12 protein-coding genes and 1 tRNA gene are annotated in these 12,810 nt (G+C 42.2%); 11 read left to right on the top strand and 2 right to left on the bottom strand.

Annotated features, from left to right (window positions below; all coding sequences use genetic code 11):
* The first annotated feature begins 396 nt into the window (after positions 1–396).
* From thrS to BM331_RS10845, 11 genes are all read left to right on the top strand, one after another.
* On the top strand, positions 397–2,304 hold the full coding sequence (gene thrS / locus BM331_RS10895; protein WP_074929495.1) for a threonine--tRNA ligase: 1,908 nt from the start codon (positions 397–399) through the stop codon (positions 2,302–2,304).
* A gap of 33 nt (positions 2,305–2,337) precedes the next feature.
* Positions 2,338–2,919 (top strand): translation initiation factor IF-3, encoded by a 582-nt coding sequence (infC, locus tag BM331_RS10890; protein ID WP_074929494.1) that lies wholly within the window; start codon positions 2,338–2,340, stop codon positions 2,917–2,919.
* A 127-nt stretch (positions 2,920–3,046) separates the two neighbouring features.
* Positions 3,047–3,244, top strand: coding sequence for a 50S ribosomal protein L35 (gene rpmI, locus BM331_RS10885; protein ID WP_074929493.1), 198 nt, complete (start codon positions 3,047–3,049; stop codon positions 3,242–3,244).
* Positions 3,245–3,255: 11 nt separating this feature from the next.
* Positions 3,256–3,615, top strand: coding sequence for a 50S ribosomal protein L20 (gene rplT, locus BM331_RS10880; protein ID WP_074929492.1), 360 nt, complete (start codon positions 3,256–3,258; stop codon positions 3,613–3,615).
* An 87-nt stretch (positions 3,616–3,702) separates the two neighbouring features.
* Entirely contained in the window at positions 3,703–4,722 is a 1,020-nt protein-coding gene (pheS, locus tag BM331_RS10875; protein WP_074929491.1) for a phenylalanine--tRNA ligase subunit alpha, read from the top strand.
* An 18-nt stretch (positions 4,723–4,740) separates the two neighbouring features.
* Positions 4,741–7,119 carry a phenylalanine--tRNA ligase subunit beta gene (pheT, locus tag BM331_RS10870; protein WP_074929490.1) on the top strand — a complete coding sequence of 793 codons (2,379 nt, stop codon included), beginning with the start codon at positions 4,741–4,743 and terminating at the stop codon, positions 7,117–7,119.
* 213 nt (positions 7,120–7,332) lie between these two features.
* Positions 7,333–7,641, top strand: coding sequence for an integration host factor subunit alpha (locus BM331_RS10865; RefSeq protein WP_074929489.1), 309 nt, complete (start codon positions 7,333–7,335; stop codon positions 7,639–7,641).
* A 258-nt stretch (positions 7,642–7,899) separates the two neighbouring features.
* A tRNA-Pro gene (locus BM331_RS10860) sits at positions 7,900–7,976 on the top strand.
* Positions 7,977–8,137: 161 nt separating this feature from the next.
* Positions 8,138–8,881 carry a 5'/3'-nucleotidase SurE gene (surE, locus tag BM331_RS10855; protein WP_074929488.1) on the top strand — a complete coding sequence of 248 codons (744 nt, stop codon included), beginning with the start codon at positions 8,138–8,140 and terminating at the stop codon, positions 8,879–8,881.
* Positions 8,882–9,069: 188 nt separating this feature from the next.
* Complete coding sequence (locus BM331_RS10850) at positions 9,070–9,738, top strand: protein-L-isoaspartate(D-aspartate) O-methyltransferase (RefSeq protein ID WP_074929487.1); 669 nt, start codon at positions 9,070–9,072, stop codon at positions 9,736–9,738.
* 122 nt (positions 9,739–9,860) lie between these two features.
* A complete protein-coding gene (locus BM331_RS10845) occupies positions 9,861–10,841 on the top strand; it encodes a peptidoglycan DD-metalloendopeptidase family protein (RefSeq protein ID WP_074929486.1) in 981 nt (326 codons plus the stop codon).
* 22 nt (positions 10,842–10,863) lie between these two features.
* Here the strand turns inward: BM331_RS10845 and BM331_RS10840 are convergent, their stop codons facing one another.
* Both BM331_RS10840 and BM331_RS10835 read right to left on the bottom strand, forming a co-directional pair.
* A complete protein-coding gene (locus tag BM331_RS10840) occupies positions 10,864–11,607 on the bottom strand; it encodes an HAD family hydrolase (RefSeq protein WP_074929485.1) in 744 nt (247 codons plus the stop codon).
* Positions 11,582–12,670 carry an L-threonylcarbamoyladenylate synthase gene (locus tag BM331_RS10835; RefSeq protein WP_256214901.1) on the bottom strand — a complete coding sequence of 363 codons (1,089 nt, stop codon included), beginning with the start codon at positions 12,668–12,670 and terminating at the stop codon, positions 11,582–11,584. Before BM331_RS10835 ends, BM331_RS10840 begins: the two co-directional genes overlap by 26 nt.
* Positions 12,671–12,810: the final 140 nt, after the last annotated feature.

The raw sequence follows: 12,810 nt of genomic DNA, 5'->3' as shown, positions 1-12,810 counted from the left end.
AAGAAGTCGAGGTGGAAATTGAAGAAACTGAAACAACTGACGACAGCGACTCCGCTTCCTCTAGCAATCATGATGACGATAGCGATGATGAGTAAAGCGCAATGTAATTAACACGCTATCTTATTGATGTAAACTAGGACCCGCGGAGATTAAGTTCGAAAACTTCGCGGGTTTTTTACTGGCGCAAATGAACTTAAGCTGTTGGAACAGAGATTTAACAAGGATGAATAGACTATCTCTGCAAGAATATACAAGCTGTTTTCTCAGCTGATTTTCATAGCGAGGCTTGGTGGTCGGTATTTGCCAATTAAATGGGTAAATCACAAGAACTTATTGCCTTGAATTCGCGAATAGCTAGCTTAATATATGTATTTGTTCAAGTGATGAGGTAAATAAGTGACAGTTGTTCGTTTGCCAGATGGCACAGACAAAGCGTTCGATTATCCCGTGACGGTGCTTGATGTTGCTGAATCAATTGGCCCCGGGCTTGCGCGTGTTGCATTGGCAGGCAAGTTGAATGGGAGGTTGGTAGATTTATCGGAACCGATAGAGGTTGATAGTGATCTGGTGCTAATAACAAATAAGGATCCTGAAGGTCTGGAGATCATTCGTCACTCTTGTGCTCACTTACTAGCACACGCAGTAAAGGAATTATTCCCCGGTGCGCAAGTTACTATCGGGCCGATTATAGAGGATGGATTTTATTATGATTTTTCTTATGAGCGGCCTTTTACACCAGAAGATCTGGCAGCCATAGAGAAAAGAATGCAAGAAATCAGTAGGAGAAATCTGAAGATAGAGCGCAAGGTGTGGGATCGTTCGAAAGCGATTGGTTTTTTTAAGGATCTAGGTGAGCACTATAAGGCTCAGATAATTGCATCTATTCCAAATGATGAACCTGTTTCACTTTATTCTCAGGGTGATTTCACAGATTTATGTCGCGGGCCGCACGTACCGTATACATCAAGAATCAAAGTATTTAAGTTGATGAAGATAGCAGGTGCTTATTGGCGTGGAGACTCAAAAAATGAAATGCTGCAAAGAATATATGGAACAGCATGGGTAAGCAGCGAAGAGCAAAATAATTATCTTCGGTGCCTGGAAGAAGCAGAAAAACGAGATCATCGTAAGCTTGGCAAACAGCTTGATCTGTTCCACATGCAAGAAGAAGCTCCGGGAATGGTGTATTGGCATCCCAAAGGGTGGGCTATATGGCAGCAAATAGAGCAATATATGCGACAGGTGCTGGCCAGGAATAGTTACGTCGAAATTCGTACTCCTCAGGTTCTGGATAGATCATTATGGGAAAAATCCGGACATTGGGAAAATTTCCGTGAAAATATGTTTATTACGGAGTCAGAGAGTAGGCATTACGCCATTAAACCCATGAATTGTCCAGGGCATGTTCAGATATTTAATCATGGGTTAAGGAGTTATCGTGATTTGCCGCTTCGACTGGCAGAGTTTGGTTCATGTCATCGAAATGAGGCGTCTGGTGCTTTACATGGGCTTATGCGCGTTCGTTCATTTACGCAGGATGATGCTCATATTTTTTGCACGGAAGACCAGATTCTGGAAGAAGTAACCAAATTCATTGATCTGTTAAATCAGGTGTATATAGATTTTGGATTCCATGAAAACTTGATAAAACTTTCAACCCGTCCAGTCCAGAGAGTTGGAGCCGAAGAACAATGGGATAAAGCTGAGGCCGCCTTGGCTGCAGCGCTGAATCAAAAGGAATTAAATTGGGAGCTGCAACCGGGTGAAGGGGCTTTCTACGGCCCCAAAATAGAATTTACTTTGAAGGATAGCCTTGGACGTAAGTGGCAATGTGGAACTTTGCAGCTCGATTTCTCTATGCCAGCGAGATTAGGCGCAGGATATATTGCAGAAGATAATACGAAAAAGATCCCAGTAATGCTGCATAGAGCTATTTTAGGATCCATGGAGCGTTTTATCGGCATTCTTATTGAGCATCATGCGGGTGCTTTGCCCGTGTGGCTTTCTCCTGACCAAGTGGTTGTACTTAATATTTCTAGAAATCAAGCTGATTATGTTCAATCAATTACAAATGAACTCAAACAAAATGGTATTCGCGTCAGCTCGGACTTGAGAAATGAGAAAATAAGCTATAAAATCAGAGAACATAGCTTGCAGAAAGTGCCTTATCTGATAGTGATTGGCGATAAGGAAGTCGAAAATCAGACTGTTACTGTGAGAGGGCGGTCAAACCATGATCACGGGGCGATGTCTCTTGAAGGTTTTGTTACCTTAATTCGGAAAGAAATAGCCGAAAGAGTGTAGTTAAAGGATTTTTATGGATTTACGGAGGGTACCATAGCTCAAGAAAAGACTGTAAGGGTTAATGATGAAATCACGGTGCTACAAGTCAGATTGATTGGCGTAAACGGTGAGCAGGTTGGGATAGTGCCAATAGTTGAAGCTAAAGAATTGGCTGAAGAGGCTGGTGTAGATATTGTGGAAATTGCACCAAGTGCGGAGCCCCCGGTTTGCAGGCTGATGGATTATGGAAAATATCTTTATCAGGAAAGCAAAAAGAAGCACGATGCCAAGCTGAGACAAAAACAGATACAGGTAAAAGAGATTAAACTCAGACCCAATACAGATGAGGGTGACTATGGTATTAAGCTGCGGAATTTAATCAATTTCTTAAATGAAGGCGATAAGGTTAAAGTTACCCTCCGGTTCCGTGGAAGGGAGATGGCGCATCAGGAATTTGGTATTAGATTACTTGAGAGAGTAAGGGAAGAGCTTGAGGAGCATGCTGTTGTTGAGCAGTTTCCTAGGTTGGAAGGGCGGCAGATGGTAATGGTGCTGGCGCCCAGAAAAAAAGAGGTAAAGGTGGCCAAATCTGATAAGCAGCGGGAAGCGGATATAAAAAACGAAACCGTAACTTAGTAGTAAATTTTCTTCCTACCGTGGAATAGGTTCTTGCTGGTTTGTTTAAAATAAGTGATATCAAGGTTTTAAAAGTTTTCTAATTAGAGACACCTTGGTTCACATTAAAAAAAAGGAATGGTGTTTTATGCCTAAAATGAAAACTAAAAAGAGTGCTGCAAAGCGCTTCAAGGTGAGAGCCGGAGGAAGTATAAAACGCTCACAAGCTTTTAAGCGGCATATTCTTACTAAAAAAACAACTAAAAATAAACGGCAACTGAGAGGTGTGGCTGCCGTTCACGCAAGCGATATGGCATCTGTACGTGCGATGCTGCCTTACGCCTGAGGAGATAGATAATGCCAAGAGTAAAACGAAGCGTAACGGCAAGGGCGCGCCATAAAAAAGTACTTAAGCTGGCGAAGGGGTATCGTGGTAGACGGAAAAATGTATACCGTATTGCAAAACAGGCTGTCATGAAAGCAGGGCAGTATGCTTATCGTGATCGACGTCAAAGAAAACGACAGTTCCGGGCCTTGTGGATTGCGCGTATCAATGCGGCAGTGCGAGAGTTGGGAATGACTTACAGTACATTTATGAATGGACTCAAGAAATCAGGAATTGGTCTTGATAGAAAAGTGTTAGCTGATTTGGCTGTATTTGATAAAGCTGCCTTTGAAAAAATAACCAATCAAGTAAAAACTAGCCTGGCAAACTAAAAAGTAGTTTGTATACAAATTTATCAGGGGAGGTCTGCACTATGTTAGCTCGACCTCCCTTTTTTATGAGTGGATCATTTCATTGCCATGAATAATCTGGAAGATTTGGTCAGTACCGCAATAAAATTATTTGATCAGGTGGAAAGTGTTGTTGACCTGGAACAGATTAAGGCGCGATACCTGGGTAAAGCAGGGGAAATTACACTTTTGCTGAAAAAACTCAAGGAGCTGACCCCGGAAGAAAGGCGGGTAATGGGCGAGCGAATTAATCAGGCAAAGAAGTTGTTGGAAGATGCTTTGACTGAACGTCGAAATGTAATTCATGAAAAGAATATGTCGGCTCGCCTGGCCGAGGAAAGTTTGGATGTGTCTTTGCCTGGGCGTGGATTCGGGTTAGGGGGAGAGCACCCGGTTACGTTAACACTAACTCGTATTGAGTCGCTGTTTCATTCGATTGGATTTAATATTGCAACTGGCCCTGAAATCGAAACAGATTTCTATAATTTTACGGCATTAAATATCGCCGAGAATCATCCTGCGCGTGCTATGCACGATACTTTCTATATTGAAGGCGGGAAGCTGTTGCGAACGCATACATCGCCGGTGCAGATTCACTATATGCAAAATCACCGACCGCCTATAAAAATTATTGCTCCCGGACGAGTGTATCGCTGTGATTCTGATGTAACTCATACGCCAATGTTTCATCAGGTTGAGGGATTGTGGATAGATGAAAATGTTAGTTTTTCCGCATTGAAGGGCGTGCTGGTGGAATTTATGAGAAATTTCTTTGAAAAGGATAATTTGTCAGTAAGATTTCGCCCCTCTTTTTTTCCTTTCACCGAACCTTCTGCTGAAATGGACATAGCATGTGTAATGTGTAATGGCAAAGGTTGTCGGGTTTGCGGTGAAACTGGTTGGCTGGAAGTGCTTGGATGCGGCATGGTACATCCTAATGTCATGAATCATGTTGGCTTGAATAGTGAAGAAAATATTGGGTTTGCTTTCGGGCTGGGTGTCGAACGTTTAACTATGTTGCGTTACGGTGTTAACGATCTGCGTCTGTTCTTTGAAAATGACTTGCGTTTTCTGAAACAATTTAATTGATGCTCTGGATTTGCAGCTATGAAATTTCCCGGGAACTGGCTACGTAAATTGGTTGACTACCAATGCTCTGATGAAGAGCTGGCACACAAGTTGACTATGGCTGGATTAGAAGTCGAAAGTGTGGTGCCGGTTGCTCCTTTTTTTGACAAAGTGGTCATTGCAGAAGTGATATCTGTTCAAAAACATACAAATGCTGATCGGCTAAGAGTATGTAAGGTAGATGTGGGAAACCACTCTGATGAGCCTTTGCAAATCGTTTGTGGAGCACAGAATGTTGCAGAAGGAATGAAGACAGTGTGTGCCTTGATAGGTGCACGGCTGCCCGAATTGAATATACGGCAAGGTAAGATACGCGGTGTGGAATCTTTTGGCATGTTGTGTTCTGCCAGAGAACTCGGGTTGGAAAGTGAGGTTGACGGACTTATTGAACTTCCAGACAATGCGCCTGCAGGTATCAGCTTTAGAGAATATGACGGGTTGGATGATAGTATTTTTACCCTGAAATTGACACCTAATCGGGCTGATTGCCTGGGGATGTTCGGTATTGCTCGCGAGGTCGCTGCTATTACTGCTGGCAAACTCAATTTGCCAGAAATTAAACCTGTTAATCCTGAAATTGCAGATATTCTGCAAATCCGGATTGAAGAGCCTCAATCCTGTCCTCTTTACTGCGGTCGTATCGTCAAAGGTGTCGCAACCAGCACACAAACTCCTCTGTGGATGAATCATTATTTGGTGCGAGCTGGTTTGCGTCCGATTAATCCGGTGGTTGATATTATTAACTATGTCATGCTGGAAACAGGTCAGCCGATGCATGCTTTTGATCTTGCTAAGATTGAAAAAGAAGCAGAACAGGAGATCTGTGTGCGTTATGCTGTTGCAAATGAACGCTTGCGACTGTTGAACGGTGAATGTCTTGATTTGCAAGAAGATCTGTTAGTTATAGCTGATAACAATAAACCTTTGGCATTGGCTGGCATCATGGGTGGCAGTGAGAGTGGGGTGGAGGAAGGCACAACGGATGTTTTTATCGAGAGTGCTTTTTTCTCGCCGGTTGCAATTAGTGGTAAATCATTTAAGTTGGGTTTTAGCTCGGATTCCTCGCATCGATTCGAGCGAGGGGTAGATTTCTCCATGACGCGTAATGCACTTGAGCGTGCTACTGCACTGGTTCTGAATACATGTGGAGGTAAAGCAGGTCCAGTAGTAGAGGTCAGTAACGATTTACCACGGCGAGATGCGGTCAAGGTTCGTCAAAAGCGTATAGCAAAGATCTTGGGAATAGATTTTGGGATTGAACTAATATCAGAATATTTTCAGCGACTACAATTTGGTTACTCTGTTACGGACGATACGTTTTATGTAGTGCCACCTGCATCCCGCTTCGATTTAGTCATCGAAGAAGATTTTATTGAAGAGCTTGCGCGTGTACATGGATATGATCTGATTCCCGCGCAGTTACCTAAGGCGTCGGCACATATGCTGACGGAACCAGAAACTGGTATTTCGCCCGTTAAGCGATTGCGTCAAATTCTGGTGGCAAGGGATTATCAGGAGGTTATTAATTACACATTTGTAGACGCTCAGTGGGAAGCAGATCTTTGCGGAAATAACTTGCCGGTCAGATTGAAGAATCCAATTGCAAGTCATATGGATGTTATGCGTAGCAGCCTTTTTGGCGGATTGATCAATAATCTACAATTTAATCTGAATCGCAAGCAAAGCAGAGTCAGGATTTTCGAGATAGGTTCATGTTTTAGCAAGGGTGATAATGAGGAAAAAGAGGTAGAGAATCTGGCCGTTCTTTGTTCAGGGAATGTGTATCCGGAGCAATGGGGTGTTACGGATCGGGATGTTGATTTTTATGATATCAAAATGGATGCTGAATCCTTATTTTGGCCAAGAAGTATTGATTTCGAACCAGCTGTTCACCCGGCATTTCATCCGGGAAAATCAGCCAGAATTCTGATTGACGAGAGGCCGATTGGCTGGATAGGAGAGCTTCATCCTCGTTGGCAGAGAAAATATCATTTATCGCAATCGGCGATCCTATTTGAATTGCAAATAGAAGCCCTTGCTAGCGACTTGCTGCCGATGATGCAAGCACTCTCAAAATTTCCGCCAGTAAGGCGTGATATCGCGGTAGTGGTGGAGAATGATGTAAGTATGGCTAAGTTACTGGAAGCAATGAACTCAGAAAAAGATAAAAATATCAGCGAGATATCTTTATTTGATTTATATAGTGGTGAAAATTTAGAGCAAGGGAAGAAGAGCCTTGCTTTCCGTATTTTATTGCAAGGTACTGAAAAAAACCTTACAGATCAGGAAATAGATCAAGCAGTAAGTGGGCTGATCAATGTTCTTAGTCGAAAATTTGGTGCAACACTACGCGGCTAGTCGGGAGTTCTGTCCGCTGAGACTAGCCTGTTGAATTGGTGGGAAGAGCGTTTATTTTTTCCTGAGTTCTTAGTGTATAGATCTGTCGTGTATTTCGGAATCATGGGCGATTGTCTTCACTCTTTCACTTGGTACGTTATGATTGCTTAAATCGGGCAAAGCTTGGTGTTAGTTCAAGACATTTACTCTGTTTTCTAACTTAAGGGTGGATATATGGCTTTAACCAAAGCAGAGCTGACTGATTTATTATTTGAAAATATCGGTCTGAATAAACGTGAAGCAAAAGAAATTGTCGAATGTTTTTATGAAGAAATGCGCACAGCACTCCAAAATGGTGATGGTGTAAAACTTTCAGGCTTTGGCAACTTTCAATTGAGGACTAAACCACAACGGCCGGGACGAAACCCCAAAACTGGTGAAGAAATTCCCATTTCGGCACGAAGAGTGGTTACTTTTCACGCAAGTCAGAAGCTTAAATCTATGGTGGAAGCTAACTATCGTGGAGAATCAAACATAAATTAACATTCTGTTTATATTGATAAAATGCATTTTGTTTTGAGTGCTAAACAAGATAAATGTGTATATCAAATCAGGACATATTCTGCATAACTGGAGTATATATTTACCCTGTAAGATTTTGTTGGAGCTATGGGGATCGATACAATTATTGTAGCCAGTATGTGACAAGGGAGCGTCGGCTCTAGATTGATCGGTAGACAGTGTTGTTGTCTATATCGTAAATAATTGGATTGATGTATGTTTTGTTATAATTAACAGATACGGGGCGTAGCGCAGTCTGGTAGCGTACTTGCATGGGGTGCAAGTGGTCGGAGGTTCAAATCCTCTCGCCCCGACCAGTTTTAGAAAAATATTCCTCATTTCGGGTTTAGGCTAGCCCGTTAAAAATCAAGTTTTATGTATCTGTGACTATCACATGGTTGCTATCCGGCATAAGCAGCTAGTCATTTCTGAGAATGCGGGGTGATTAATCACATTACTTATTTTTAAGGGTGTAGAAATGCGCATTTTGCTCAGTAATGATGATGGGTATTTTGCGCCAGGCATTGCTAATCTTGCAAAAATACTTTCTGATATTGCAGATGTAACTGTTGTTGCACCAGAGCGTGATCGTAGTGGAGCAAGTAATTCGCTTACATTGGATCGTCCTCTCAGCTTACATAAATCACACAATGGTTTCTATTATGTAAACGGTACTCCGACAGATTGTGTTCATCTTGCTGTAACCGGCATGTTGGATGAGCTACCCGATATGGTGATCTCTGGAATTAATGATGGCGCTAACATGGGGGATGATACGGTTTATTCGGGTACTGTGGCCGCTGCCACTGAAGGTTTTTTGTTGGGATTGCCTTCAATTGCAGTATCTTTAGTCAGCATGTCCCGTGGGAACTTTCCAACTGCAGCAAAGATTGTTTTAGATCTCGTGAAACGATTTGTAGATAATAAGTTTCATGTTCCTATTCTGCTTAATGTAAATGTTCCTGATTTGCCGTATGAAGAATTGCAGGGGGTGGAAGTAACACGCTTAGGTCGTCGTCATAAAGCGGAGCCTGTGATTAAATACCGGACTCCACGAGGAGAAACGGTGTATTGGGTAGGTGCTGCAGGCGCGGCCCAAGACGCGAGTGAGGGAACAGATTTCCATGCTCTTCAGAATAACCGGGTATCAATAACACCTTTGCAAATAGATTTGACGCGTTATGACCAGATTGGTTATGTCAAAAACTGGCTGGTTTTTTAGTGGTTGTCATGATTTCACTTAATAAGTGTGTTTTTGGGGTGAAAAAATTGGGATTTGTTTGAAATGGGTTGTCTCTCGTTATTCTCCTTTCCCTTGATGTATTATCAGGCTGGTTCTTTTATGAAAGATAGTAGGAATAGTTAGATCCAGTTCTTTGCTGGAAAGAAATAATAAAGGGGAGTTGGTGCGTGAGTGTACGCCATTCTGGTATTGGCATGACTTCGCCGCGAACGAGGGTTCGCATGGTCGAGCGTTTGAGGGAGCAAGGTGTTAGAGATGAGGTGGTATTGGCTGCAATGGGTTCTATTCCACGCCATCTTTTCGTTGAAGAAGCATTGGCATCCCGGGCATATGAAGATGTGGCATTGCCAATTAATTACGGACAAACAATCTCAAGCCCCTGGATTGTAGGTCGTATGAGTGAGTTGCTACGGAATAACGGCGACAATCTACTAAGAAAAGTACTGGAAATCGGAACAGGGTGCGGTTATCAGACTGCTGTTTTGGCCAAAATAGCGAATGAAGTCTATTCAATTGAGCGGATAGGTCCTTTGTTGACACGTACTCGCATTCGATTGCGTGAATTGGGTATTCGTAATATTTACCTGAAACATGCTGATGGAATGCGCGGATTGTCGGAAGCAGGTCCATTCGATGGAATTATGATGACTGCGGTTATTCCAGAGATACCAGAGATACTCTTAGAACAATTGGCAATGGGTGGCAGGATGGTATTCCCGAAAGGAAATAAGCAGCAGTATCTTTGTGTAATTGATCATACTGCCGAGGGTTTTGTTGAAACGATTTTGGATGAGGTAATGTTTGTGCCGATTCTTCCCGGGATAATCAACAGGTAGGGAGTACCTATCTTCAGAGAGTAGAGATAGCCATGTTATTGGCTGTATCCTAAAATTTTCAATTTCTTATTTTCTATAGCAGCTTAATCTAAATGTGGCGGATAGCGTAGAGCCAAATATCTATGTTCATGCAGATAATTCTTTTATTTCTTGTTCTGTCCCTGAGTGCCTGTGTTTCAAAGCCTGACCCTGCGCCAATCGTTGAGCGACAGCTTGGTCATTATTCCGATAGAGGGAATAATGCTACAAAAGGTCTTTTGGATAGAAAAACCTACATAGTGCAAAGTGGTGATACTTTGTATAGTATTGCTCTCAGGCATGGTCTGGATATTAATCAGTTGGCTGAGATGAATAATATTACAGATCCTAGGGAGTTGCGGATTGGCCAAGAGCTTTATTTGCAGACACTTCCTGCGCAAGGATTAGTTTCTCAACAGGAAAACCTTGCCTCTCAACCTACGCTTTACTCAATAGCTCAACCTGAGGATATGAGTGTAGTGGCTGGTAGCTATCAACCTGGTTTCTCTGAGAATGGAGAAAAGACATCAGAGTCTTTCAAGACGGAGCCAAGAGGGATTTTGCTGCCTTATTCGGATTCGGCTCGTGATCAGCTGAATAATCAATCCAGGACTGTATCGGCCCAGAAACTAGCTGAAAAAAATTCAGATTCTTATCAAGTCGGCAGTGTCAGAGGGGGGGTTAACAATGATCCTGGCCAATCAATAAGTGCAAATAAGAATGGAATTAATTGGGGGTGGCCGGCAGATGGGCAAATAATAAGCAGATTTTCTGAAAAATCAAAAGGTGTGGGAATAAGTGGCAGTCTTAAGCAACCGGTTCTAGCATCGGCTTCTGGGACAGTGGTTTATAGTGGTAATGGTTTACGTGGATATGGCAACTTAATCATTATTAAGCATAATGATAGTTATTTGAGTGCTTATGGGCATAACAGCAAAATCTTTGTGCATGAGGGGGAGAGTGTTTCTAAAGGACAGAAAATCGCTGAAATGGGCAATACCGATGGTGGGGTGGTAAAACTTCATTTCGAAATACGTGAAAAAGGTAAGCCCGTAGATCCTCTTGGCTATTTACCTGTTCGATAGTTATTGTCTATGTAAATACAAGTCAAATTAGAGTTCTTCGGTTTAGATTAATAAGCGTTTGGACACTTAATGGCTCGTTATGCGAGTCTCTCATTAGACTTTCCAAGTCTTCTAAAACTAAAGCTGCATTATTAAAATCCTGCTGCCGAGTATATTCACTGGTTGTGATAATTGTTTTAATTCCTGCGGCCGTAGCGGATTTTAATCCATTTTCTGAATCTTCAATTGCAATACAATTTTCGGCTGGTAGGCTAAGTTGGCTAAGTACCCAATGGTAAATATCTGGTGCAGGCTTTTTTCTTGGAACAATATCTCCCGCGCCTATTACAGCGAACCAGGAAAGAGCATCGTCTCCAAGTGTACACTGAAGTAAGGTACTTACATTCTCGTACGTCGTAGTTGTGGCAATTGCAATTCTTATATTGTTTTCTCGCAACTCATCTAATAGGCGCTTAATACCGTGACGTAGCGGTATTCTTCCTTCTTTCAGTAAATTAAGGAAATATCTGGTTTTGACTTTGTGAATTTGTGTAATCCATTCATCAAGATTGTTCCTGTCAAGGAATGAAGGTGCATAATTTTCTAGATAAAAGCGGATACGCTCCTTGCCACCAGTGATCTGGAGTAGGACGCCGTATAGGTCTACATCCCACTGCCAATCAAGTTGAAGTTCATTAAAGGCTTGATTAAAAGCGAGCCGGTGTCCATCCCGTTCGGTATCTGCGAGAGTGCCGTCAACATCAAAGAGGACTGCTGAAAGAGTCATTGTTTTTTAATATTTGTTTATGAAATGAGTAGCTGGCTCGACTTAATCGATCAGTAACGGCTAGCCATTCTAAATTATCAGGCGGTGCTTCAACTAGAATTTGTTGGAAATTTTCATTATCAAGTCTGCGCAGAGTCGCGTATAGATCTCTTCCAAACTTAACCGGATCATTAGGCATAAAAACACAGTGAAGTTTATTATTTGAATCTTGAGCAAAATCTTCGCGCACACTTCGTACTATGACTGCTGTACGTATTCCTCGCTGCAAAAGGACGGAAGAGCGTAAAAAAAGGGATTCACCATGGCAGATTTCAAGTGGTGTTGCAGTTGCGTAATGTGATGTTAAGGATCCTGGAGTCCGAATTGAATTACCATGAGATTGAACAAAAATCTTCTGTTTGAGCACATTTTCAATAGACAAAACAGAAATTCCACCGGGTCGTAGTATCACGACTTCTTTATCGATACAACTGACAATTGTACTTTCAAGACCTATTTCACAGGATCCACCGTCGAGAATTATATCAATACGATCCCCAAATTCTTTTTTCACATGATCAGCGGATGTGGGGCTAACAAAGCCAAAACGATTGGCCGAAGGCGCGGCAATTGCTTTATAACTACCAAGCTCTTCTAAAAGTCTGAGTGCAACCGGGTGGCTGGGAATACGTAACCCCACCGTATCTTGCCCTCCCGTAACGCTAAGTGGAACATGCCTACTTTTGGGTAGGATTAGGGTTAATGGGCCGGGCCAAAAATGTTTAGCCAGTATAAGTGCTGCTGCAGGTATATTTTTCGCCCAGAATTCGAGTTCAGCTGATCGGGAAAAATGGACTATGAGCGGATGATCAGGAGGTCTACCTTTGATATCAAATATCTTCTGAATTGCTTGGGGACAAGAAATATCTGCACCCAGCCCATAAACCGTTTCTGTTGGGAAGGCGATAACATTACCTTTACGTAAACTTGCAACAGCGGCGGTAATTTGCTCATTTACCGGGTCAGGAACTGGGTGATGGCTTTTGGACATGTAATAAGAATAATTGTAATAGAAAGAATGCATTCCATATTTTGCAAGTTTAAATTATCTGCATAAGCGTATATCCACAATCATTTCATGGTTTATTTTATTTTGAGGGATGATCTGGTTTTTGTGGAGTGGTTTTTGCTGTGAGGATTATTGTAATCAATTGATTTTGTGTT

This window comes from Nitrosomonas eutropha (assembly GCF_900116685.1).
Taxonomy (GTDB): Bacteria; Pseudomonadota; Gammaproteobacteria; order Burkholderiales; family Nitrosomonadaceae; genus Nitrosomonas; species Nitrosomonas eutropha_A.
This window is presented reverse-complemented; position numbering and strand designations above follow the sequence as displayed.

Coding starts and splice junctions, on each gene's coding strand:
- rpmI (WP_074929493.1), top strand. CDS start 3,047: ATGCCTAAAATGAAAACTAAAAAGAGTGCTGCAAAGCGCTTCAAGGTG.
- rplT (WP_074929492.1), top strand. CDS start 3,256: ATGCCAAGAGTAAAACGAAGCGTAACGGCAAGGGCGCGCCATAAAAAA.
- pheS (WP_074929491.1), top strand. CDS start 3,703: ATGAATAATCTGGAAGATTTGGTCAGTACCGCAATAAAATTATTTGAT.
- pheT (WP_074929490.1), top strand. CDS start 4,741: ATGAAATTTCCCGGGAACTGGCTACGTAAATTGGTTGACTACCAATGC.
- BM331_RS10865 (WP_074929489.1), top strand. CDS start 7,333: ATGGCTTTAACCAAAGCAGAGCTGACTGATTTATTATTTGAAAATATC.
- surE (WP_074929488.1), top strand. CDS start 8,138: ATGCGCATTTTGCTCAGTAATGATGATGGGTATTTTGCGCCAGGCATT.
- BM331_RS10845 (WP_074929486.1), top strand. CDS start 9,861: ATGTTCATGCAGATAATTCTTTTATTTCTTGTTCTGTCCCTGAGTGCC.
- BM331_RS10840 (WP_074929485.1), bottom strand. CDS start 11,607: ATGACTCTTTCAGCAGTCCTCTTTGATGTTGACGGCACTCTCGCAGAT.
- BM331_RS10835 (WP_256214901.1), bottom strand. CDS start 12,670: ATGCATTCTTTCTATTACAATTATTCTTATTACATGTCCAAAAGCCAT.